Raw genomic sequence first — 21,237 nt, 5'->3', positions numbered from 1 at the left:
CCCCGACCACCTCCATCTACCCCTCACCACGCGCCGGCAGCGACAGAGGTGCATAAGCGACACCCTCGCGTGGGCGTGGATCGGTCAGACGACGGCTCCCCGCCCGGGGTCGCCGTCCTCGTCGTCGTCGGTCTTCATCCTGGTCACCAGCGTGACGAAGCCGCCGAGGAAGCCGCCGATGCCCAGCGTCGCCAGCCACCAGGTCATGTCCCAGCCCAGCAGCACCGCGAGCAGCAGCAGGACCGGTCCGCCCACCACGCCCAGCCAGGCGAACTTCGCCGTGGCGTCGGCCTCCGGCAGCGGCGGCGGTTCGGGCGGCACGAAGTGCCCCTCGTCGTCCTCGTCGAAGTCGTCCTCGGACGGCTCCGCAGCCGTGTAGTCGCGCGGGCCGCCCACCCCGGGCGCGAAGGAGATGGAGCTGCCCAGCGGCTGCACGGGCGGCCGCTGCTCCTCGGCCGCCCCGGCACCGGTCCCGGCGGCCTCGGGGGCCGTGCCGGTCCCGTCGGTCTCCTCGTCCTCGTCCTCGTCCGTCGCCGGCAGCGCGAGGTCCTGCACCGGCTTGTAGGGCTTGGTGCCCGGCGGGTCCGGCGGTTCCTCGCCGTACCCCGCGACGATCGCCGCCCAGGCGGCCGCCTCGTCGAAGGGCACCCCCGTCTCGTCCGGCTCGCGGTCCTCGCGGTCGGAGTCGTGCTCAGCCAACTGCGGCCGTCCCTTCCTTGCCGACACTGGGTGCGAGCCGGCCGATGAAGGCGAGGCTCTCCTCGAAGATCCGGTCCGCGTCATGGTCCAACGTCGCCACGTGGTAACTCTGTTCCAGCACGACCTCCGTTACGTCCGTGGACGACACCCGGCTCAGGATGCGGGCGGAATCGACGGCCGGAACAACATGGTCCCGGGTGCTGCGCAGGAGCAGCAGCGGCTGGGTCACCTGCGGCAGTTCCTTGTCCACCTGGCGGAAGAAGTTCCGCAGCGAGTGCGCGCAGTGCAGCGGCACCCGGTCGTACCCCGTCTCCGCGGCGCCCGGCTTGGCGATGTCGCTGGCGATGCCCTTCGTCGTGCGCACGAGATGCCGGGCCACCGGAAGGGCGTACGCCGACAGGCCGTGCACCTTGTTCGCCGGGTTGACGATCACCACGCCCTCCACACCCGTACCGTTCCTGGCGGCCAGCCGCAGTGCCAGCGTGCCGCCCATGGACAGGCCCGCCACGAACACCTGGGAGCAGCGCTCGCGCAGCAGCCGCAGCTCGCGGTCCACCTCCGCGTACCAGTCCTGCCAGCCGGTGACCTGCATGTCCTCCCAGCGGGTGCCGTGCCCGGGCAGCAGGGGCAGGGACACGGTCAGGCCGTGTGCCGCATGGTGCTCGGCCCAGGGGCGCAGTGACTGGGGCGAGCCGGTGAAACCGTGGCAGAGCAGGACGCCGACCTCCCCGCCGTCATGGCGGTACGGCTCGGCTCCGGGGAGAACCGGCACCTTCGGTCTCCAATTCATGAGGGGGCGGAACTGCGAGAGGCATGGAGGACGACTCCAGTTGTGCTTCACCGTACGCGACGGCACTGACACCGACCAGGGTCGTCGGGCCCATTCCCGGCGCTCCGGGTTAAGGTCTGATCGACGGAAACAGGAGGCACTCGGTTGTTGTACGGCGCGATGAAGGTCGCCATCGGGGGACCGCTGAAGGTCACCTTCAGGCCCTGGGTGGAGGGCCTGGAGAACGTCCCGGACGAGGGCCCGGCGATCCTGGCGAGTAACCACCTGTCCTTCTCGGACTCGTTCTTCCTGCCCGCGGTGCTGGACCGCAAGGTCACCTTCATCGCGAAGGCCGAGTACTTCACCACGCCCGGCGTGAAGGGCCGCCTCACGGCCGCCTTCTTCAAGGGCGTCGGGCAGCTCCCGGTGGACCGCTCCGGCGCGCGCGGCGCCGGCGAGGCCGCGGTGCAGAGCGGCATAGACGTGCTCAAGCGCGGCGAGCTGTTCGGCATCTACCCGGAGGGCACCCGCTCGCCCGACGGCCGCCTCTACCGGGGCAAGCCCGGCGGCCTCGCGCGCGTGGCGCTCGCGACCGGCGCCCCGGTCGTCCCGGTCGCCATGATCGACACGGAGAAGATCCAGCCGCCGGGACAGGTGATGCCCAAGCTGATGCGGCCGGGCATCCGGATCGGCAAGCCGCTGGACTTCAGCCGTTACCAGGGCATGGAGCACGACCGGTTCGTGCTGCGCGCGGTGACCGACGAGGTCATGTACGAGATCATGAAACTTTCCGGCCAGGAGTACGTGGACATCTACGCGACCGCCGCCAAGCGGCGGATCGCGGACGCCGCCAAGGCCGAGAAGGAGGCGGCGAAGGCCGAGAAGAAGGCCGCCGAGTCCTAGGACCGGCGGCGGCAGGGGGACGGGCAGGGGGGACTGGGGGACATGAGCAAGCGGGAACGCGTCATACGGATGTCGGTCGAGCAGCCCCTGTGGCGTGCCCTCACCGGCTACCGCGTACTGACCCTGCTGTACGCGATCGGCCTGTTCGCCTCGGCCTACGACGACTACGACCGCGCGGGCGTCGCCATCGCCTACTACGCCGTCCTGACCGTCTGGACCCTGGCGACCCTGCCGCGCGTGCAGAGCGCGGCGGCCTGCACCAAGCGCTTCCTCACCGTCGACCTCGCGATCGCGCTCACCGGCATCCTGCTGACCCCCTGGGTGGTCACCCAGGGCCACATCGACCGGGGCGGCCCGACCCTGCCGTCGATATGGACCGCCGGCTCGGTCCTCGCCTACGCCCTCAAGGGCGGCTGGCGCTGGGCCGCGTTCGCCTCCACCCCGGTAGCCGCCGCCAACCTGGTCGAGCGCGGCCACCCGGCCCGCGACACCGTCCACAACGTGATCCTGGTCTGGGTCGCCTCCATCGCCATCGGGTACGTCGTCGAGGTCGCCCGCGCCTCCGAGCGCACCCTCGCCCGCGCCCTGGAGATCGAGGCGGCGACCCGGGAGCGGGAGCGGCTCGCCCGGGGCATCCACGACAGCGTGCTCCAGGTGCTCGCCATGGTGCAGCGGCGCGGCACGGTCCTCGGCGGCGACGCGGCCGAGCTGGGCCGGCTGGCCGGGGAGCAGGAGGTGGCGCTGCGGACGCTGGTCTCCGGCGGCCTGGTGCCGCTCTCCCGGGTCTCGGAGGACGAGGCGCAGGGCGCGGTCGTACGCCTGGTCGAGGAGGCCGAGGGGCCCGACGACGGCGGTCCGGTCGACCTGCGCACGCTGCTCGCGCGGTACGCCGGATCCCGGGTCAGCCTCGCCGAACCCGGCGCGCCGGTGGAGCTGCCGCCGGGTGCCGCACGCGAGCTGGCCGCGGCCGTCGGTGCCGCCCTGGACAATGTGCGCAGGCACGCGGGGGACGCGGCGCGGGCCTGGATCCTGGTCGAGGACGAGCCCGGCGAGGTCGTGGTGACCGTGCGGGACGACGGCCCCGGCATCCCGGAGGGACGGCTCGCGCAGGCCGAGGGGGAGGGGCGGCTCGGGGTGGCCCAGTCGATCCGGGGGCGGCTGCGCGACCTCGGCGGCAGCGCCGAGCTGGTCTCGGTCCCCGGGCAGGGCACGGAAGTGGAGCTGACGGTACCGAAGGTCTCGAAGAAGGCGGAGCGGCGATGAGCATCAAGGTCATGGTGGTCGACGACCACCCCATGTGGCGGGACGCGGTCGCCCGGGACCTGGCCGAGTCCGGGTTCGAGGTGGTCGCCACCGCCGGGGACGGCGACCAGGCGGTGCGCCGCGCCAAGGCCGCCGGACCCGACGTCCTGGTCCTGGACCTCAACCTGCCGGCCAAGCCCGGTGTCCAGGTCTGCAAGGAACTCGTCGCCCACAACCCGGCGTTGCGGGTCCTGGTCCTCTCGGCGAGCGGCGAGCACGCCGACGTCCTGGAGGCGGTGAAGTCCGGCGCCACCGGCTACCTGCTCAAGTCGGCCTCGACCGAGGAGCTCCTGGACGCGGTCCGCCGTACCGCAGTCGGCGACCCGGTGTTCACCCCCGGCCTCGCCGGTCTGGTCCTCGGCGAGTACCGCCGCCTCGCCTCCGAGCCCGGCCCGGCCGCGGACGCCGACCGGCCCGACGCGCCCCGGCTCACCGACCGCGAGACCGAGGTGCTGCGGCTGGTCGCCAAGGGCCTGAGCTACAAGCAGATCGCCGAGCGCCTGGTCATCTCGCACCGCACGGTCCAGAACCACGTGCAGAACACCCTCGGCAAACTCCAGCTGCACAACAGGGTGGAGCTGGTGCGGTACGCGATAGAGGCGGGACTCGACGACGACTGATCTGATCTGATCTTCGGGCGGCCGTAAACCAACCGCCCGACAATTCACCGGAATTGCCCTTCCGCGCCCATCCCTGTGTGAGCTGGATCACCATTAGCGTGAGTCCCACCAGGCAACCGCGGCGAAGGGACATTTCCATGCGGGTCGGAGTACTGACCGGAGGCGGCGACTGCCCCGGGCTCAACGCCGTCATCCGGGGCATCGTCCGCAAGGGCGTGCAGGAGTACGGCTATGACTTCGTCGGCTTCCGGGACGGCTGGCGCGGACCCCTCGAAGGCGACACCGTCCGCCTCGACATCCCCGCCGTACGCGGCATCCTGCCCCGCGGCGGCACCATCCTCGGCTCCTCGCGGACCAATCCGCTCAAGCAGGAGAACGGCATCCGCCGGATCAAGGACAACCTCGCCAAACTGGAGGTCGACGCGCTGATCGCGATCGGCGGCGAGGACACCCTCGGCGTCGCCGCCCGCCTCACCGACGAGTACGGCGTGCCCGTCGTCGGCGTACCGAAGACCATCGACAACGACCTGTCCGCCACCGACTACACCTTCGGCTTCGACACCGCCGTCGGCATCGCCACCGAGGCCATCGACCGGCTGCACACCACCGCCGAGTCCCATATGCGGGTCCTGGTCTGCGAGGTGATGGGCCGGCACGCCGGCTGGATCGCCATCCACTCCGGCCTCGCCGGCGGCGCCAACGTCATCCTCATCCCCGAACAGCGCTTCGACGTGGACCAGGTGTGCGCCTGGGTCACCTCCCGCTTCAAGGCGTCGTACGCCCCGATCGTGGTCGTCGCCGAGGGCGCCATGCCGAAGGACGGCGACGTGGTCCTCAAGGACGGGACCCTGGACTCCTTCGGGCACGTCCGGCTGTCCGGGGTCGGCGAGTGGCTGGCCAAGGAGATCGAGAAGCGCACCGGCAAGGAGGCCCGGACCACCGTCCTCGGGCACATCCAGCGCGGCGGCACGCCCAGCGCCTTCGACCGCTGGCTCGCCACCCGCTTCGGCCTGCACGCCGTCGACGCCGTCCGCGACGGGGACTTCGGCAAGATGGTCGCGCTGCGCGGCACCGACATCGTCCGGGTACCGATCGCGGAGGCCACGGCCAAGCTGAAGACCGTCGACCTGAAGCTGTACGAGGAGGTCGGGGTGTTCTTCGGCTGACAGCCGGCCTCCCCTGCTTCGCCCGCGCGCCGCCACGGTCACCGTGACGGCGCGCGGCCTGTGCTACCGGACCGGCCGCCCCTTTGAGAACGTGCCGCGCAGCTGACCGATGAGCTCCCGCACCACCGCGGCGCCGTTCAGCGTGAGGACCGACTCGGGGTGGAACTGCACCCCGGCGAGCCCCGGTCCCCGTACGGCGTGCACCTCGCCGTTCTCCGCCCGGCTCACCTCGATGCCGTGCGCGGCCAGCTCCCGCGCCGCCTCGTCGTCGCAGCGGGCCACGAAGCTGTTGTAGAAGCCGACCGTCTCCGGGCGCCCGAACAGGTCCACGGTCGTCTGCGCCCCCTGGTAGGGGACCTCCTTGCGGACGATGTCCAGCCCCAGCTCCGCCGCGATCAGCTCGTGGCCGAGGCAGACGCCCAGCACCCCGTGCCGGTGCTCCCGGATCACCGCCGCCGTCAGCTCCCGCAGGATCCGCATCTTCGGATCGTCCAGGTCGGACGGGTCACCGGGCCCCGGGCCGAGCACCACCGGCCCCTCGTGCGCGAGCACGACCGCCCGCAGTCCCGGCTCGTCGTACCGCCGGACGGTGACGTCGAGCCCGCCGGCCCGCAGCACATGCGCGAGCATCGCCGTGAACGTGTCCTCGCCGTCCACCACCAGCGCGTGCCCGGCCAGTTCGCCGGTCCGCTCCTGCATCCGCAGCCAGAACGGCGCCAGGGAGGCCCGGCGCCCGTCCAGCGCGGCCCGCACCCGGGGGTCGTCGGCCAGCCGGGGGCGCGCCGCCTCGGAACGCGGGCGGGACGGCCGTACCCCCAGAGCCGCCAGCACCCCCGCCGCCTTCGCGTGGGTCTCCGCGACCTCACCCGCCGGGTCCGAGCCGCGCACCAGGGTGGCGCCGACGGGGACCCGGAGCCGGCCGGCCGCGTCGATGTCGGCGGTACGGATCAGGATCGGCGAGTCGAGGGTCTGGGCACCGCCGGAGTCCCGGCCGAGCAGGGCCAGCGCACCGGCGTAGTAGCCCCGCCCGCCGACCTCGTGCCGCTCGATCACCCGGCAGGCGTTCTGCACCGGGGAGCCCGTGACGGTCGCCGCGAACATGGTCTCCTTCAGCACCTCCCGCACATCCAGCGAGGACCGGCCGCGCAGCTCGTACTCGGTGTGCGCGAGGTGCGCCATCTCCTTCAGCCGCGGCCCGACGACCACCCCGCCCATGTCGCCCACCGTGCACATCATCTTGAGCTCCTCGTCGACGACCATCGACAGCTCCTCGATCTCCTTGCCGTCGGCGAGGAAGCCGAGCAGGTTCTCGGGGGTGGGGCCCTCGGCGGGATAGCGGTACGTGCCGCTGATCGGGTTCATCACCACCGTGCCGCCGGACATCCGGACGTGCACCTCCGGGCTCGCGCCGACCAGCGTCCGGTCCCCGGTGTGCACGACGAACGTCCAGTACGCGCCGCGCTCGCCCTCCAGGAGCCGCCGGAACAACGCCAGCGCGTCGGCGCGCCCGAAGCCCGGGATCTCGCCCTGGTACGTCCGCCGGATCACGAAGTTCGCGCCTTCGCCGCGGCCGATCTCCTCGCGCAGCACCCGGCCGACGATCTGCGCGTACGCGTCGTCGTCGACGTCGAAGGCGCCGGAGTCGACGTGGACGTCGTGGGTGGGGAGGGTGGCGAGGGCCTCGTCGAGTGGAATGTGACATAGCACTGTCGGGGTCAGTACCAGCAGCGGCGTCCCGTCGTCCCGCACGTCGAACCCCCGCTCCCGGATCTGCCGGTACGGGATGAGGGCGAGTCCCTCCTCGGGCAGGTCGGCGAGCCGGTCGTGGGCGGTGACCGGGCCGAGCAGGAGCTCCACCGTGCTCTCGTCGTGGCCGGGGGTGCGGCGGCGGAGCAGGGCGAAGGGGCGTTCGTCGTGGAGCAGACGGGTCAGGTCCATGGTTCCTCTGCGGTCCTTTGTCAGATGAGACAGGTGAGACAGGCGGGAGAGGAACGACCCCGGAAACGCCGAAGGCCGCCCCTCCGGGCGGCCTTCGCGAAGTCTTGCGTACGCGCAGTCAGTGGGCCGCCGGAGAAGCGGTCCACCACCAGTTCTGGATCGAATGCGCGAACATGCGGGGAACCCTACCCCACCGGGCGCCCCGTCCACAGGACAATCGCTCTGTCTCACCAGTCGAGCTGGAGGAAAACATGGCGACACGACCCCGTAATGTTTACGAGGTGACCGTGAACGCTAAGACCAGCCTCGGTGCTGGCAACACCTGGCGAAACCTGCCCGCGGCGCAGCAGCCCGAGTACCCCGACCCCGAGGCTCTGCGCGCAGTCGTTGCGGAGCTGGAGTCGTATCCGCCGCTCGTCTTCGCGGGCGAGTGCGACCAGCTGCGCGCGCGGATGGCGGCCGTCGCCAAGGGAGAGGCGTTCCTCCTCCAGGGCGGCGACTGTGCCGAGGCCTTCGACGCGGTGTCCGCCGACCACATCCGCAACAAGCTCAAGACCCTCCTCCAGATGGGTGCCGTACTGACGTACGCCGCGTCGGTGCCCGTGGTGAAGGTGGGGCGGATCGCCGGCCAGTACAGCAAGCCGCGCTCCAAGGGCACCGAGACCCGCGACGGCGTGACCCTGCCGACGTACCGCGGCGACTCGGTCAACGGCTTCGACTTCGACGAGAAGGCCCGCATCCCGGACCCCGAGCGGCTGAAGCGGATGTACAACGCCTCCGCGTCCACGCTCAACCTGGTGCGTGCCTTCACCACCGGCGGTTACGCGGACCTGCGCCAGGTGCACGCCTGGAACCAGGACTTCGTGAAGTCGTCCCCGTCCGGCCAGCGCTACGAGCAGCTCGCCCGCGAGATCGACAACGCGCTGAACTTCATGCGGGCCTGCGGCGCGGAGCCGGAGGAGTTCAAGACCGTCGAGTTCTTCTCCTCGCACGAGGCGCTGCTGCTCGACTACGAGTCCGCCCTGACCAGGGTCGACTCGCGCACCGGCAAGCTGTACGACGTCTCGGCGCACATGGTGTGGATCGGTGAGCGCACCCGGCAGCTGGACGGGGCGCACATCGAGTTCGCCTCGAAGATCCGCAACCCGATCGGTCTCAAGCTCGGCCCGACGACGACGGCCGAGGAGGCGCTGAAGTACATCGACCGCCTCGACCCGGACCGCGAGCCGGGCCGGCTGACCTTCGTCGTCCGGATGGGCGCGGACAAGGTCCGTGACAAGCTCCCCGAGCTGGTCGAGAAGGTCACCGCCTCGGGCGCCACGGTGGCCTGGGTGACCGACCCGATGCACGGCAACACCTTCGAGGCGGCCTCGGGCCACAAGACCCGCCGCTTCGACGACGTGCTGGACGAGGTCAAGGGCTTCTTCGAGGTCCACAAGACCCTCGGCACGCACCCGGGCGGCATCCATGTGGAGCTCACCGGTGACGACGTCACCGAGTGCGTGGGCGGCGGCGACGAGATCTTCGTCGACGACCTGCACCAGCGCTACGAGACGGCCTGCGACCCGCGGCTGAACCGCAGCCAGTCCCTGGACCTGGCGTTCCTCGTGGCGGAGATGTACCGGGACCAGTAGCCGGTCCCGGTGTGTCCTTGCGTGGAGTGGGGCGCGGATCACAGATGATCCGCGCCTCTTCCACTTTTGCGACCCGCGAGTGATGGGTAAGGTTAGGTTTGCCTCACCGACCAATCGGGACGGCACCACTGATCGATCCCGGCGGGAGGTGAATCCGCGTGTACGTCTGCAGCTGCTTCGGGGTGACCGAAGCGCAGGTCAAGCAGCACGCGGAGGACGGTGCCTGCACCCCTCGCCAGATAGCCTCCGCCTGCAAGGCGGGCACGGACTGCGGCTCGTGCGTCCGCCGCATCCAGGCGATTCTCGGCCGCGGCGCCTGCCCCCGCCGCGAGCTGTCCGACCAGGGCCGCCCGGTGCTCTCCGGGCTCGACGAAGCCGCGTGACTCAGCTGCTCTCGGGCTGCTCGATGAGCTGCGAGATGTAGAGTGCCTCGCCGAGCTTCTCCACCAGCTCCAGCTGGGTGTCGAGGTAGTCGATGTGGTGCTCCTCGTCCTTGAGGATGTCCTCGAAGATGTTCGCGGACGTGATGTCGCCCTTCTCGCGCATCACCTTGATCCCGCGCTTGAGGCGGTCGATCGCCTCCACCTCGATCTGCCGGTCGGCCTCGAACATCTCCTTCACGGTCTGCCCCACGCGGACGTGGAACAGCCGCTGGTAGTTGGGCAGCCCCTCCAGGAACAGGATCCGGTCGGTGAGCACCTCGGCGTGCTTCATCTCGTCGAACGACTCGTGCCGGGTGTACTTCGCGAGCTTGTACCAGCCGAAGTTCTCCTGCATCTTCGCGTGCAGGAAGTACTGGTTGATCGCGGTGAGCTCGCCGGTGAGCTGCTCGTTGAGGAATTCGATGACCTCGGGGTCGCCCTGCATCGCAGAGGCTCCTTCCGCATGGGTTCCGTACCGGACGGATGGGACGTTTGCGGCGCATGATTGCACCGGCGCGGATGATCGTCCAGTAAGTGCGTACTTAGTAAGTAAGTGCATGCTTGATGCCAGTTGAGCGATTTGCCGATCTTTGAGTGGCTCGCCTGGTCAGGTGCACCGCCCGTGGTCTGTCAGGATGGAAGGCATGGGTCATCCGGTGCGGCGCGCGTCTCGGGAAACCGCGGGAGCGGAGCTTCCGCCGGGGCAGCGGCTCCAGCGCGGCTGGCCGGTCACGCACTACGGCCCGGTACCCAGGTTCCGGCCCGAGCGCTGGGAGTTCCGGGTCTTCGGTGCCACCGCCGACGGGGGCGCGCACATCTGGAACCACGAGCAGTTCACGGCCCTGCCCTACACCACCGTGGTCGCCGACCTGCACTGCGTGACGAAGTTCAGCATGCTCGGCGCGGAGTGGGGCGGGATCCCGGCGCGGACCGTCCTGGACCTCGCGCCGCCCGCCCCCGATGCCACCCATGTGATGGTCTGGGCGGAGTACGGCTTCAGCTCCAACCTGCGGCTCGCGGACTTCGCCGCCGAGCACACCGTCTTCGCCACCCACAAGGACGGTGAACTCCTCACCGCGGAGCACGGTTTCCCGGTCCGCCTGGTCGTCCCCCAGCTGTATGCCTGGAAGGGCCCCAAGTGGGTGCGCGGCATCGAGTACATGACCGCCGACCGCCGCGGCTTCTGGGAGGAGCGCGGCTACCACAACATCGGCGACCCGTGGAAGGAACAGCGCTTCTCCTACCAGGAGGGGCCGGGGGACGGTCCCGAGCTCTGAGCCGCTAGTGGTGGTAGCGGTGCACCACCGCGTGCCCCTTGCCCCGGCCGATCGTCCACCGGTTGACCGGTGTGGTGACCACGAACGCGAGCGCGAGCGAGACGGCCAGCGAGATCCAGAACAGCGCGTCGGTGAGCTGGGCGTCCATCGCGGCCGGCCAGACCAGGATCGTGCCGTTGTCGATCAGCTCCATCACGGCGATCGAGACGGTGTCCGCGGCCAGGGCGACCCGCAGCGCGGTGCGCAGGTCGACGCCCGCCCTCAGGACCCCGCGCATGGTGAGCGCGTAGCCGAAGAAGAAGGCCAGCGCGATCGCCAGCAGGGTGGTCGGCAGGTTCCCCCAGCCGAACGCCGTGCCGACGACCATGCCGAGCACCTCGCCGACGGCGCAGCCGGTGAGGCAGTGCAGGGTGGCCTGGGCGGCCATGGCCCAGGAGGCGCCGGTGCTGCCGTGTGCCTCGTGGGCTGTGCGCGGTGCGTGAGTGTGTTCGGTGTGCTCGTGGACGGCGGGCTCGTGGTCCATGGCTTACCCCCGGTGTCAGGTGCGGATCCTTCTGCGACGCCAACATGTATACCCCCTAGGGGTATTCCGGTGAAGGGGCCGGGCTCGTTCCGGTAACGGCACGCACATTCCGTGCCCAGAGCGCTACGCTGAGATTCTTGCCTGGCGGGAGACGCGCCGGGCGGAGACGGATCCGAGAGGCCCTTGGGGTTCCGCTTGCGATCCGGTTCGGGGGCGAGCGGTCGGGGGACGACGGTGGGGCTGTTCGGGGAGCGGCATACCTTCATGGGGAGCCTCGGCCCGGGGGACCGGGAGGCACTGGCGGGACTCGGCACCCGGCACGAGTACCCGCCGTACGACACGGTCGTCACGGAAGGCGACCGCACCACCTTCGCGGTGGTCCTGCTCAGCGGCTGGTGCACGGTGTGGACGCCGACCGAGCGCGGCGGCCGGCTGATCCTGGCGCTGCGCCGGGCCGGCGAGGTCGTCGGCGACATGGCGGCGCTCGACGGCCGCCCGCGCAGCGCCTCGGTGAGCACCCTCGGCCAGGTGACCGGACTGGTCGTACCCGGGGAGCGGTTCCGGCGGTTCCTCGCCTCCCGGCCGCACGCCAACGCGCTGATGATGAACCAGCTCACCGAGCGGCTGCGCAGCGCGGACCACGAGCGCCGGGCCCTGGCCTCCATGACCGTGCTGCAACGGCTCGCCGAACGCCTGGTCGAACTCGCCGACCGCACCGGCCGGCCGGAGAACGAGGCAGTGACCATCCGGCTGCCCCTCGCGCAGCACGAACTGGCCGCGTCCGTGGGCTCCACCCGCGAGGCCGTCGCCAAGGCCCTGCGCCTGTTACGGGAACAGGGCCTGGTCCGCACCGGCCCCGGCACCCTGGCCGTGGCCGACCTGGACCCGCTCCGCCTGCTCGCCGCCGGACAACCGCACAGCACGGAGACCTGACAAGCACACGTCCCGCGCTGTGTAAACGGCTACAGCGGCGACCGTCCGGCTCCGCGACCATCACAGCCGAGGGGCCGATGGTCCGGCGGGACGGCAGGGAGGAGAGAACGATGGAGGGGGAAGCCGCGTACGGCTTCATCGTCAACGTGGACGCGCAGGGCTCGGGCCTGCTGTCCGACACCGAGAAACCCGAGATGCGGCGCAGACTCTACGACGTCACCGGCAACGCCTTCGAACAGGCCGGCATCCGCCCGCCGCGCCTCTACCAGGAGGACCGCGGCGACGGCATCCTCAGCGTGCTGGCGCCCGAGGTGCCGCCCGCCCGGGTGGTGGGGGAGTGGGTTCAGCAGCTCCACCAGAACCTCCGGGAGAGCAACCGGGACCTCAGGAAACCGCTGCGGCTGCGGGTGGGCCTGCACATCGGCCGGGTCACGGCCGACGCCTACGGCCGCTCCGGACGCGCCGTCGACCTGGCCTGCCGGCTGTGCGACTGCGGCACCGCGAAGGGGATCCTCAAGGCAGCGGACGGCTCGCCCCTGGTGGTGGCCGTCTCCGACCGCGTCCACGAGGACTTCGTCCTGCCCGGCGGGCGCTGGCTGGACCCCGAGCACTACCGCCGGCACGACGTGCAGCTCAAGGAGGGCCGCACCACCGCCTGGTTCATGGTGCCCGGCCGCTCCGAGCCGCCTGAGCCGTCGGAATCGCCCGAGCCGTCCGCGGAGCCGGCGCCCGACGCGGCGGCCGGTCCAGCGGAGAGCACCCCGCCGCGACCGCCCGCCGCCACGGACACCGGGGGCCGCTTCGTCCAGAACATCCACCAGCACGGCGACGGAGAGATCATCGCCGCCGAACGGATCGAGACCCTCAACAGCGACCGCCGCGGCGGTGGCCGGTGAACGCCCAGAACCCCCCGCCGCCCCAGGGCGGCCCGAAACCGCCGCAGCAGCCGCAGCGGAAGGCCGAGCCGGACAAGCCGCAGGGCGGCGAGTCCGGCGGCGCCCCCGAGCCGGAGAAGGCCGACGTCATCGGCGGCTCCGCCGCCGACCCGCTCGGCGAGGAGGCGCTGCCCGGCGCGGCGGCCGCCGCCTCCCGGATCTACCGCTCGACCGTGAGCCAGCACGGCACCGGCACCCTGATCAGCTCCGGATCCGTCGGCACCATGAACTTCTACAGCCGGCAGGCGGCCGAACGCGTCCTTGCCGGCCCGCTCCCGGAGGACCAGCTGCGCAGACTGCGCCAGGTCTTCCAGGAACCGGCGGACTACGGCGAACACCGCGAGCAACTGCGCGACGGACGCCTCCTGGTGCTGTACGGCCAGCCCGGCACCGGCCGCGCCTACACCGCCCTGTCCCTGCTGGACGGCCTGACCGGCGGCCGGGTCTCCCGGCTCGACCCGCGCACCGACCTGGACAGGCTCGACGACGACCAGATCAGCGACGGCCACGGCTACGCCCTGGAGCCGAGCGCCGCCGGGTTACCGGACGAGACCGGCCTCGACCGGCTCTGCCAACTGCTCGGCAGGAAAGAGGCGTACGTGGTCCTGCTGGCCACCCCCGAACCCGGTGACGTGCCCTCCCGCAGCGGCCGCTACCACCGCGCCCACACCCCGGCCGCCCAGACCGCCGTCCTCGAGGGCCACCTCGCCCTCGAACTGGCGGACACGGCGCCCGAGCTGTACGAGCGGGCCCGGGCGACCGCCCTGGACCCCGACGTCCTGGAGGCGCGCGGACTCGACGAACTGCGGCCCGCGGAGGCCGCCCACTACGCGCGGCTCCTCGCCCGGCACACCAGGGACGAGCTCACCCACGACGAACTCCTCGCCGAATGCCGGAAGTTCGCCGAGAACCAGGCCGCCGAATGGTTCGCCGGCGGGGTCCGCTCCGAGACCCCGGAACGGCTGCGGGACGCGGCCTACCGGATCGCCGTCGCCGTCCTCGACGGCGCCTCGCTCAGCGCCGTCGCCGAGGCCGCCGAGGTGCTCGCCTGGGAACTGGCCGTCACGGTCGACCCCGAGGCCACCCCCGGCCGCCCGCTGTTCAGCGACGGCGTCGACGCCCGGCTGGTCTCCGCCCGCGCGGTCGCCGAACTCGGCACCGAGGAGGTCGGCACCGAGGAAGTCCCGGTGCGCACCGTGCGGTTCGGCGGCGAGGCCCTCGCCCCGGCCGTCCTCGGCCACCTCTGGCAGCACCGGCACAACGCACGCGGACCCGTGCTGCGCTGGCTGGCCGGACTCTGCGAGGACGACCGGCCCCAGGTCTGGGTGCGGGCCGCGGTGGCGGCCGGTCAGCTGTGCCGCCTCGACCTCTCGCACACCGTGCACGAACTGGTCCAGCCCATGGCCCAGGCCGAGCGGGCCCGCCGCCGGCTGTTCGCCGCGACCGTCCTCGACGTGGCGCTGCGCTCCCCGGAGGTCGGCACCGCGATCCGCGCCCTGATCGGCTCCTGGGCCCGCTACGGCGACGAACACCTGCGCTGGACGGCAGGGGCCGTGCTCGGCCGGGGCCGGGCCACCGACACCGTCCGCGAGACCCTCGACCTGCTCGGCGGGATCGGCGTCTGGGACGAGGGCAGGCTGCGGTCCGGCGCGGCCGTCCAGGTCGCCCACTTCGCAGGCGCCCACCCCGAGCCCCAGACCCTGCGCCGGATCCGCGCCTGGCTCTCCGACGAGCGCCGGCCCCAGCAGGACCTCGGCCTGCAGTCCACGGTCTACCTCGCCTCCGTCCCCGTCACCGACCTCTGGAACCAGCACGAGGACCTGGAGGGCTACGGCGACTGGCCGCTGATGCTGGCCCTGGCCGCCGTCCGGCCGGCCCTCGCCCCGGAACTCGCCGGGCTCCTGTGGACCGCGCTGCAGACCCCACGGTCCTACGAGGCGGCGATCGAGACCCTGTCCGACTGGCTGCGCGGCTCGGCCGGCCGGCCCTGGACCGACCGCCTGGAGCGGTTCCTGCCACTCCTCGTGCACAGCCACGACGACCGCGACCGGCTGCTGGCCCTCATCACGGAACTCACCGCAGACCCCGACCGGCCACTGCCCGAACAACAGGTCCACCGCCTGCGGGGGGCGGTCCGGCGATGACCGCACCCGAACCCGAAGCCGCCGCCCACTACGTCGCGGAACGGCTGCTGCTGGCCGTGCGCGAGGATCTGGGCCGGGCGGACGTCAAGGCGTCCGTCCTGCTCTCGGGTGCCGTCGCGGTACCGGCGCTGGTACTCGGCAGGGGGACACCGGCCGGCGGATCGGCGGTGGCCCTGGCCTTCCTCGCGGCGGGCGGGGCGCTCTGGGCGGCCGGCACCCTGCTGCTGCTCGCGGTGATCGTGCCCCGCACCCGCACGGTCCGCTCCGCGCCCGGCCCGACCTTCTACGCCGACGCCCTGCACGGCATCGACCCGGAGGCGCTGCGCCGCGCCGCCGCCGACGCCGGGACCGACCAGGTGGGCTGGCTGCTCACCCAGTTCCAGGACGTCAGCGTGATCCTGTCGGCGAAGTACCGCTGGCTGCGCCGGTCGATGGTGCTGCTCGGCGCGGGGCTGCTGCTGGCGGCGGTGCCGCTGGCGGTCGGGTGAGCCGGGTCAGCCGTCCCGAAGCCGCTTGAGGCGCTCGACGTCGGCCGCGTGCCCCTCCTTGCCGCCGGGCGTCTCGATGATCAGCGGTACGCCCGCGGTCGCCGGGTGGGTCATCAGCGCCCGGAACGGGTCCTCGCCGATGTGCCCGGAGCCGATGTTCTCGTGCCTGTCCTTGTGCGCCCCGACGACGTCCTTGGAGTCGTTGGCGTGGATCAGCTTCAGCCGCCCCTCGCCGACCGTGTCCACCAGCAGGTCCAGCGTCTGGTGCATCCCGCTCGGCCCGGTCAGGTCGTGCCCGGCGGCGAAGACGTGACAGGTGTCCAGGCAGACGCCGAGCTTCGGATGGGCGTCCAGCGCCTCGAAGTACGGGCCGAAGTCCCAGGTCCGCGAGCAGAGCGAGGCGCCCTGCCCGGCGGTGGACTCCAGGAGCAGGAACGGGTCGTCGTCGTGGGTCAGCTCGTCGAGGAGCGGCAGCAGATGCGCCCGTACCTGCTTCAGCGCCACGTCCCGGGCCCGGCCGCCGGTCGCGCTCCCGGTGTGCACGACCACCCCGAGCGCCCCGATCTCCCGGCCGCGCCGCAGCGAGTGCCGCAGCGACTCCACCGACTTCTCCACGGTCGCCTCGGTGTGCGAGCCGAAGTTGATCAGGTACGGGGCGTGCACGTACGCCGGGACCGACCCCTGCGCGCAGGCCGCGCGGAACGCCTCGTCCTGCTGCGGGCTGCCCGCCGGGGTGGCCCAGCCGCGCGGGTTGGCGACGAAGACCTGCACGGTCTCGGCCTTCAGCTCACGGGCGTACGACAGCCCCACGGAGTGCAGGCCGCCGGCGACCGGGACATGGCCGCCGACGGGGTTGCGGGCGGGACCTGACTGCTGACTCTTCACCCGTCCAGGGTGTCACGGCGCGGCCCGCCCCCGGTCACCGGATGGTGATGGTGATCGTCGACCCCTTGGGCGCCTGTTCCCCGGCGCCCACCGACTGCTTCTTCACGGTGTCGCCGAACAGCCCGAGCAGTCCGCGGTTCTCCTTGACCTGGAAACCGGACTGCTCCAGCAGCTTGGTCGCGTCGTCCACGGTGGCCCCGACCACGTTCGGCACCTCGACCAGCTCCGGGCCCTTGGACAGCGTCAGCGTCACCGTGTCGCCCTCGGCGGCCTGCGCGTCGCCGGCCGGGGTCTGCCGGGCGACCTGGCCCTGGTCGTACTCGGAGTTGATCTCGGTGGCGGACACCGTCACCTTCAGCCCGGCCTCCTGGAGCTCCTGCCGGGCCTCGTCCAGGTCGTCGCCGGTGACGTCCGGGACGTCCACCGGGGAGCCCTCGCTGACGACGAGCGCGATCGCGGTCCCCGCGTGCCGCTTGGTCCCGGACCCCGGATCGGAGGAGATCACCGACCCCTTGGGCACGTCCTCGCTGAACTCCCGGGTCACCATGCCCGGCGTGAGCCCGCCGGCCTTCAGCAGCGCCCTGGCCGCGGCCAGCGTCCGCCCCTGCACGTCCGGTACGTTCACCGTCTCGGGGCCGTCGGAGATGGTGAGCGCCACCGAGTCGTTGCTGCGGATCCGCTCGCCGGCCGCCGGGTCGGTGCTGATCACCGTGCCGCGCTTCACCGTGTCGCTGTAGGAGTGCTCGACCGACCCCACGTCGAGCCCGGCCTCCTTCAGCCGCGCGGTGGCCTGCGCCTCGGTCTTCGACAGCAGCGGCGGGACCTTGGTGAACTGCCCGGAGTTGATGTACCAGACGCCGGCTCCCGCGCCCAGGACGATCAGCACGGCGACCACGAGGGTCACCAGCCCGCGCCGGGACCGGCGGCCCCCGCGCCGCCGGTCCCGCACCGGCGGCGCCTCGAACCTGCTGGTCCGCAGCACCCCCTCGACCCGCTCGTCCTCCTCGTTGACGGGCAGCGGCCGGGGCACCGTCAGCGACCGCGGTATGACACTGGTCCGGTCCTCGGCGATGTCGTGCGCCGCCGTCAGCGCCTGCGGCGGTACGGAGTCCAGTTGCTCGGGGCCGAGCGCGCTCCGCGCCTGCCGCAGCAGGGCGAGCAGCGCGACGGCGTCGTACGGCCGGACCTCGGGATTGCGGGCGGTGCCGAGGGCGACCAGCTCGTCCAGCTCGTAGGCCAGCCCCGGCACGACGGCGGACGGCGCCGGCACGTCCTCGTGCAGATGCTTGTAGAGGATCACCGCGGGCGAATCGCCGTCGTGCGGCTTCTGCCCGGTGAGCATCTCGTACAGCACGACCCCGCACGCGTACACGTCGACGCGCGGATCGGCGGTCCCGTTCTCGATCTGCTCGGGCGCGAGATAGGCGACGGTCCCGAGCACGGCCCCGGTGGTACTGGTGACGGTGTCCACGGACCGCACCAGCCCGAAGTCCGCGACCTTGACCCGCCCGTCGTCCCCTATCAACACGTTCTCGGGCTTCATGTCCCGGTGCACGAACCCGGCGCGGTGCGCGGCGCCCAGCGCGGCCAGCACCGGCTCCAGGATGTCCAGCGCGGCCCGCGGCTGCAGCGCGCCACGCTCGCGCAGCACGTCACGCAGGGTGCAGCCGGCCACGTACTCCATGGCGAGATACACATACGACCGGTCGGTCCCCTGGTCGAAGACCTGGACGACGTTCGGGTGGGCCAGCCGGGCGACCGACTTGGCCTCCCGGATGAACCGCTCGACGAAGGACCCGTCGGCGGCGAGCGCCGGGTGCATCACCTTCAGCGCGAGCACGCGGTCCAGCCGGATGTCCAGGGCCCGGTAGACCGTGGCCATCCCGCCGACGGCGATCCGCGCGTCGACGCGATACCGGCCGTCGAGCACCTGCCCGACGAGGGGGTCCTGAAGGGTCATATCCACCCAGCGAGTGTACGAGCACCGGCTGACACCCCCACAGGTGAGACCGCTTTCCCGGGGGACTTGCAGCGCACCTGTGACGCTTTGCACGTGGCTGAAATATCCCCCCACGCACCCGCAGCCGCCGACGGTGATCGGCCCCCACGGGAGAGTCCCGCTTGTCAGCACACAGTTTCGGGTGGTGCGCGGGTGGAGACGGGGCGGGAGCGGACCGGCGCTCAGAACGCAGGGCGCTCGGGGTCCAGCACGGCCAGGCCCTCCGCAGGAGACGACGCCTCCGCGAGGTACCTGCGGGGGATCCGCCCCGCCAGCCGGGCCAGCCGCCCCGCCTCCACCCCGGCCCGCATGGCGTGAGCCATCCGTTCCGGATCCTGCGCCCGCGTCACCGCCGACGCCAGCATCACCCCCGCACACCCCAGCTCCATCGCCAGCGCCACGTCCGACGCCGTGCCGGCTCCCGCGTCCAGGATCACCGGCACGCGCGCGTGCTCGACGATCAGCTGGAAGTTGTGCGGGTTGCGGATCCCGAGCCCGGACCCGATCGGCGACCCGAGCGGCATCACCGCGGCGCACCCCACGTCCTCCAGCTTCCGGGCCAGCACCGGATCGTCGTTCGTGTACGGCAGCACCGTGAACCCGTCGTCCACCAGCGTCTCCGCCGCGTCAAGGAGCTCGACCGGGTCGGGGAGCAGGGTCCGCTCGTCGGCGATGACCTCCAGCTTGATCAGCGAGGTCCCCAGCGCCTCCCGCGCCAGCCGGGCCGTCAGCACGGCCTCCCCGGCGGTGTAGCACCCCGCGGTGTTCGGCAGCACCCGGATCCCGAGCCGTTCGAGGACCGACAGCACGGACCCCCGTACCCCCGGGTCCACCCGTCGCATCGCGACCGTCGTCAGCTCGGTCCCGGACGCGACGAGCGCCCGCTCCAGCACCTCCAGGCTGGGCGCACCCCCGGTACCCATGATCAACCGCGAGGAGAAGGTCGTACCCCCGAGGACGAAGGGATCGTCGGCCACGGCGCTCAGCCTCCCTGCACGGCGGTGAGGACTTCCACCCGGTCGCCCTCGGCGAGCCCGGTCGCCGCCCACTGCCCGCGCGGTACGACGGTCTCGTTGACGGCGGCGGCCACCCCGGAGGGTGCGGCGGTGAGGGACCGGACGAGCGTGTCGAGAGCGGTGCCCGGGGCGATCTCCCGGTGCTCGCCGTTGACGGAGATGGTGACGGAGATGTTCATGCGGTCTGCTCCACGAGAACGGCGGGGACGGGGTCGAACCGCTTCGGCGTGAACGGACGGGCCTGGGCCGGCAGCTCGCCGCCGGCCAGCAGCTCCGCCATCACGTCCCCGGTGACCGGCGTGAGCAGCACCCCGTTGCGGTAGTGCCCGGTGGCCAGCAGCAGCCCGTCGAGGCGGGTCGGCCCGAGCAGCGGCGCGTTGTCGGGGGACCCGGGCCGCAGTCCGGCCCGGGTCTCGGTCAGGGGCAGCTCGGTGATCCCGGGCACCAGCTCGTGCGCGTCGCGCAGCAGCTCGTACACCCCGCCCGCCGTGACCGTCGTGTCCCAGCCGAGCTCCTCGCTGGTCGCGCCGACGACCAGTTCGCCGTTCTCCCGGGGCACCAGGTACACGTTCCCGCCGCGCACCACGGCCCGTACCGTCCGGCTGAGGAACGGCGCGTACCGCGCGGGCACGGTCAGCCGCAGCACCTGCCCCTTCACCGGCCGCACCGGCGGCAGCACGTCGTCCGGCACGCCCGCCAGCCGCCCGCTCAGGCTCCCGCCCGCGAGCACCACCTGTCCGGCGCCCAACGTGTCACCCGCACGGGTGCGGACACCGGCGGCCCGGTCCCGTACCACCTCCAGGCGCTCGGCCCAGTCGCGGTGGAACACCACCCCGGTCCGCTCGCACGCGGCCACCAGCGCGGCCGCCAGCCGGCGCGGGTCGATCTGGTGGTCGCCGTCGACCCGCAGCCCGCCGCGCACGCCCGGCGCCAGCATCGGCTCCAGGCGCCGGCACTCCCGCCCGGACAGCCACTCGGACTCCAGGCCCGACTGCTGCTGGAGCGCGTGCAGCTCGCGCAGATGGGCGCGGTCGTCGGCGTCGAGGGCGACCGCGAGCGTGCCGCAGCGCCGGTAGCCGAGGTCGTGGCCGGTGAGCTCGGTCAGCTCGGCGGCGAAGCCGGGGTAGCGGCGCGCGGAGGCCAGGTTGAGCCCCAGCAGGGTCTGCTCGCCGTAGTGCAGTTCGGTGACCGCGGCCAGCATCCCGGCCGCGACCTGCGCGGCCCCGCCGCCGGGCGCGGGGTCGACCACCGCCGTCGCGAGCCCGCGCTGGGCCGCTCGCCAGGCGGTGACCAGGCCGATGATCCCGCCCCCGATGACGAGGACATCGGACGCATGTGACGTATGTGAGGACATGGGCGTCCAGCCCCTCCCTTCGCCGGCATGACCCGGATCAGGTTCGTACGGTCGGAGGCCGCCAGCCTCCCTCTCAGCCCGGTGCGTCCGGGCTCCCGCGTGTGCTTCCCCGCCACCCTAGCCCGCGGAGCTCCGCCCTTGTAAGACGGCCTCGGACGGCGCTGTGGACGGCGCTGTGGAACAGGTCACTCGCCACGACCCCTGACTGACTCTTTGTCAGTTGTCTATCG

22 protein-coding genes and 1 riboswitch are annotated in these 21,237 nt (G+C 72.2%); of the genes, 11 read left to right on the top strand and 11 right to left on the bottom strand.

The genetic code is table 11. The features are described 5' to 3' along the window. Nucleotides 1-84: 84 nt before the first annotated feature. Together ACWGKQ_RS42915 and ACWGKQ_RS42910 are read right to left on the bottom strand one after the other, a co-directional pair. Entirely contained in the window at nt 85-699 is a 615-nt protein-coding gene (locus ACWGKQ_RS42915) for a hypothetical protein (protein WP_453297479.1), read from the bottom strand. Beyond that, nucleotides 692-1,471 (bottom strand): alpha/beta hydrolase, encoded by a 780-nt coding sequence (locus tag ACWGKQ_RS42910; protein ID WP_453297478.1) that lies wholly within the window; start codon nt 1,469-1,471, stop codon nt 692-694. The genes ACWGKQ_RS42915 and ACWGKQ_RS42910 overlap by 8 nt, the downstream gene beginning before the upstream one ends. Before the next feature lie 165 nt (nt 1,472-1,636). Here ACWGKQ_RS42910 and ACWGKQ_RS42905 point away from each other — a divergent pair, with 165 nt between their 5' ends. The 4 genes from ACWGKQ_RS42905 to ACWGKQ_RS42890 all read left to right on the top strand — a co-directional run bounded on the left by ACWGKQ_RS42905 (nt 1,637) and on the right by ACWGKQ_RS42890 (nt 5,459). Continuing rightward, on the top strand, nt 1,637-2,371 hold the full coding sequence (locus ACWGKQ_RS42905; RefSeq protein WP_453297480.1) for a lysophospholipid acyltransferase family protein: 735 nt from the start codon (nt 1,637-1,639) through the stop codon (nt 2,369-2,371). Between the two features lie 42 nt (nt 2,372-2,413). Further along, nucleotides 2,414-3,634, top strand: coding sequence for a MacS family sensor histidine kinase (macS, locus tag ACWGKQ_RS42900; RefSeq protein WP_453297477.1), 1,221 nt, complete (start codon nt 2,414-2,416; stop codon nt 3,632-3,634). Beyond that, nucleotides 3,631-4,293, top strand: coding sequence for a response regulator (locus tag ACWGKQ_RS42895; RefSeq protein ID WP_453297476.1), 663 nt, complete (start codon nt 3,631-3,633; stop codon nt 4,291-4,293). Before macS ends, ACWGKQ_RS42895 begins: the two co-directional genes overlap by 4 nt. Before the next feature lie 137 nt (nt 4,294-4,430). Further along, nucleotides 4,431-5,459, top strand: coding sequence for a 6-phosphofructokinase (locus ACWGKQ_RS42890; RefSeq protein WP_453297475.1), 1,029 nt, complete (start codon nt 4,431-4,433; stop codon nt 5,457-5,459). A 63-nt stretch (nt 5,460-5,522) separates the two neighbouring features. Here the strand turns inward: ACWGKQ_RS42890 and ACWGKQ_RS42885 are convergent, their stop codons facing one another. Both ACWGKQ_RS42885 and ACWGKQ_RS42880 read right to left on the bottom strand, forming a co-directional pair. After that, on the bottom strand, nt 5,523-7,397 hold the full coding sequence (locus tag ACWGKQ_RS42885; RefSeq protein ID WP_453297474.1) for an anthranilate synthase family protein: 1,875 nt from the start codon (nt 7,395-7,397) through the stop codon (nt 5,523-5,525). A 118-nt stretch (nt 7,398-7,515) separates the two neighbouring features. Next, nucleotides 7,516-7,572 (bottom strand): trp operon leader peptide, encoded by a 57-nt coding sequence (locus ACWGKQ_RS42880; protein WP_142195936.1) that lies wholly within the window; start codon nt 7,570-7,572, stop codon nt 7,516-7,518. A gap of 106 nt (nt 7,573-7,678) precedes the next feature. On the opposite strand from ACWGKQ_RS42880, the gene ACWGKQ_RS42875 reads away from it, so the two are divergent. Beyond that, complete coding sequence (locus tag ACWGKQ_RS42875) at nt 7,679-9,031, top strand: class II 3-deoxy-7-phosphoheptulonate synthase (RefSeq protein ID WP_453297473.1); 1,353 nt, start codon at nt 7,679-7,681, stop codon at nt 9,029-9,031. A gap of 158 nt (nt 9,032-9,189) precedes the next feature. Continuing rightward, a complete protein-coding gene (locus tag ACWGKQ_RS42870) occupies nt 9,190-9,414 on the top strand; it encodes a (2Fe-2S)-binding protein (protein ID WP_453297472.1) in 225 nt (74 codons plus the stop codon). Between the two features lies 1 nt (nt 9,415). On the opposite strand, the gene bfr is transcribed toward ACWGKQ_RS42870, so the two are convergent. Next, nucleotides 9,416-9,898, bottom strand: coding sequence for a bacterioferritin (bfr, locus tag ACWGKQ_RS42865; RefSeq protein ID WP_453297471.1), 483 nt, complete (start codon nt 9,896-9,898; stop codon nt 9,416-9,418). A 199-nt stretch (nt 9,899-10,097) separates the two neighbouring features. On the opposite strand from bfr, the gene ACWGKQ_RS42860 reads away from it, so the two are divergent. Then, nucleotides 10,098-10,730 carry a sulfite oxidase-like oxidoreductase gene (locus ACWGKQ_RS42860; RefSeq protein ID WP_453297470.1) on the top strand — a complete coding sequence of 211 codons (633 nt, stop codon included), beginning with the start codon at nt 10,098-10,100 and terminating at the stop codon, nt 10,728-10,730. A gap of 4 nt (nt 10,731-10,734) precedes the next feature. On the opposite strand, the gene ACWGKQ_RS42855 is transcribed toward ACWGKQ_RS42860, so the two are convergent. Beyond that, complete coding sequence (locus ACWGKQ_RS42855) at nt 10,735-11,253, bottom strand: DUF4396 domain-containing protein (RefSeq protein ID WP_453297469.1); 519 nt, start codon at nt 11,251-11,253, stop codon at nt 10,735-10,737. A gap of 264 nt (nt 11,254-11,517) precedes the next feature. Here ACWGKQ_RS42855 and ACWGKQ_RS42850 point away from each other — a divergent pair, with 264 nt between their 5' ends. From ACWGKQ_RS42850 to ACWGKQ_RS42835, 4 genes are all read left to right on the top strand, one after another. Then, a complete protein-coding gene (locus ACWGKQ_RS42850) occupies nt 11,518-12,186 on the top strand; it encodes a Crp/Fnr family transcriptional regulator (RefSeq protein ID WP_453297468.1) in 669 nt (222 codons plus the stop codon). A gap of 110 nt (nt 12,187-12,296) precedes the next feature. After that, on the top strand, nt 12,297-13,082 hold the full coding sequence (locus ACWGKQ_RS42845; protein ID WP_453297467.1) for a hypothetical protein: 786 nt from the start codon (nt 12,297-12,299) through the stop codon (nt 13,080-13,082). Further along, complete coding sequence (locus ACWGKQ_RS42840) at nt 13,079-15,265, top strand: hypothetical protein (RefSeq protein ID WP_453297466.1); 2,187 nt, start codon at nt 13,079-13,081, stop codon at nt 15,263-15,265. Before ACWGKQ_RS42845 ends, ACWGKQ_RS42840 begins: the two co-directional genes overlap by 4 nt. After that, complete coding sequence (locus ACWGKQ_RS42835; RefSeq protein WP_453297465.1) at nt 15,262-15,753, top strand: Pycsar system effector family protein; 492 nt, start codon at nt 15,262-15,264, stop codon at nt 15,751-15,753. The genes ACWGKQ_RS42840 and ACWGKQ_RS42835 overlap by 4 nt, the downstream gene beginning before the upstream one ends. 6 nt (nt 15,754-15,759) lie before the next feature. Here the strand turns inward: ACWGKQ_RS42835 and ACWGKQ_RS42830 are convergent, their stop codons facing one another. The 5 genes from ACWGKQ_RS42830 to thiO form a co-directional block, all read right to left on the bottom strand. After that, a complete protein-coding gene (locus ACWGKQ_RS42830; protein ID WP_453297464.1) occupies nt 15,760-16,638 on the bottom strand; it encodes a deoxyribonuclease IV in 879 nt (292 codons plus the stop codon). Nucleotides 16,639-16,672: 34 nt separating this feature from the next. Next, nucleotides 16,673-18,604, bottom strand: a complete 1,932-nt coding sequence (pknB, locus tag ACWGKQ_RS42825; protein ID WP_453297463.1) for a Stk1 family PASTA domain-containing Ser/Thr kinase — start codon at nt 18,602-18,604, stop codon at nt 16,673-16,675. A 215-nt stretch (nt 18,605-18,819) separates the two neighbouring features. Further along, nucleotides 18,820-19,614 carry a thiazole synthase gene (locus tag ACWGKQ_RS42820; protein WP_453297462.1) on the bottom strand — a complete coding sequence of 265 codons (795 nt, stop codon included), beginning with the start codon at nt 19,612-19,614 and terminating at the stop codon, nt 18,820-18,822. Nucleotides 19,615-19,619: 5 nt separating this feature from the next. Beyond that, nucleotides 19,620-19,832, bottom strand: coding sequence for a sulfur carrier protein ThiS (gene thiS, locus ACWGKQ_RS42815; RefSeq protein ID WP_453297461.1), 213 nt, complete (start codon nt 19,830-19,832; stop codon nt 19,620-19,622). Continuing rightward, nucleotides 19,829-21,007 (bottom strand): glycine oxidase ThiO, encoded by a 1,179-nt coding sequence (gene thiO / locus ACWGKQ_RS42810; protein WP_453297460.1) that lies wholly within the window; start codon nt 21,005-21,007, stop codon nt 19,829-19,831. Before thiO ends, thiS begins: the two co-directional genes overlap by 4 nt. Continuing rightward, nucleotides 21,005-21,116, bottom strand: a riboswitch (TPP riboswitch). (Overlaps the previous gene by 3 nt.) Nucleotides 21,117-21,237: the final 121 nt, after the last annotated feature.

This window comes from Streptomyces sp. NPDC054770 (assembly GCF_053611985.1).
Note: the sequence above shows the minus strand (reverse complement) of the source record. Positions and strands in the feature narration are given on the sequence as shown.

Excerpts from the sequence above, each read along its gene's own strand:
- macS (WP_453297477.1), top strand. The coding sequence starts at position 2,414 with ATGAGCAAGCGGGAACGCGTCATACGGATGTCGGTCGAGCAGCCCCTG.
- ACWGKQ_RS42895 (WP_453297476.1), top strand. The coding sequence starts at position 3,631 with ATGAGCATCAAGGTCATGGTGGTCGACGACCACCCCATGTGGCGGGAC.
- ACWGKQ_RS42890 (WP_453297475.1), top strand. The coding sequence starts at position 4,431 with ATGCGGGTCGGAGTACTGACCGGAGGCGGCGACTGCCCCGGGCTCAAC.
- ACWGKQ_RS42885 (WP_453297474.1), bottom strand. The coding sequence starts at position 7,397 with ATGGACCTGACCCGTCTGCTCCACGACGAACGCCCCTTCGCCCTGCTC.
- bfr (WP_453297471.1), bottom strand. The coding sequence starts at position 9,898 with ATGCAGGGCGACCCCGAGGTCATCGAATTCCTCAACGAGCAGCTCACC.
- ACWGKQ_RS42860 (WP_453297470.1), top strand. The coding sequence starts at position 10,098 with ATGGGTCATCCGGTGCGGCGCGCGTCTCGGGAAACCGCGGGAGCGGAG.
- ACWGKQ_RS42855 (WP_453297469.1), bottom strand. The coding sequence starts at position 11,253 with ATGGACCACGAGCCCGCCGTCCACGAGCACACCGAACACACTCACGCA.
- ACWGKQ_RS42850 (WP_453297468.1), top strand. The coding sequence starts at position 11,518 with ATGGGGAGCCTCGGCCCGGGGGACCGGGAGGCACTGGCGGGACTCGGC.
- ACWGKQ_RS42845 (WP_453297467.1), top strand. The coding sequence starts at position 12,297 with ATGGAGGGGGAAGCCGCGTACGGCTTCATCGTCAACGTGGACGCGCAG.
- ACWGKQ_RS42835 (WP_453297465.1), top strand. The coding sequence starts at position 15,262 with ATGACCGCACCCGAACCCGAAGCCGCCGCCCACTACGTCGCGGAACGG.
- thiS (WP_453297461.1), bottom strand. The coding sequence starts at position 19,832 with ATGAACATCTCCGTCACCATCTCCGTCAACGGCGAGCACCGGGAGATC.
- thiO (WP_453297460.1), bottom strand. The coding sequence starts at position 21,007 with ATGTCCTCACATACGTCACATGCGTCCGATGTCCTCGTCATCGGGGGC.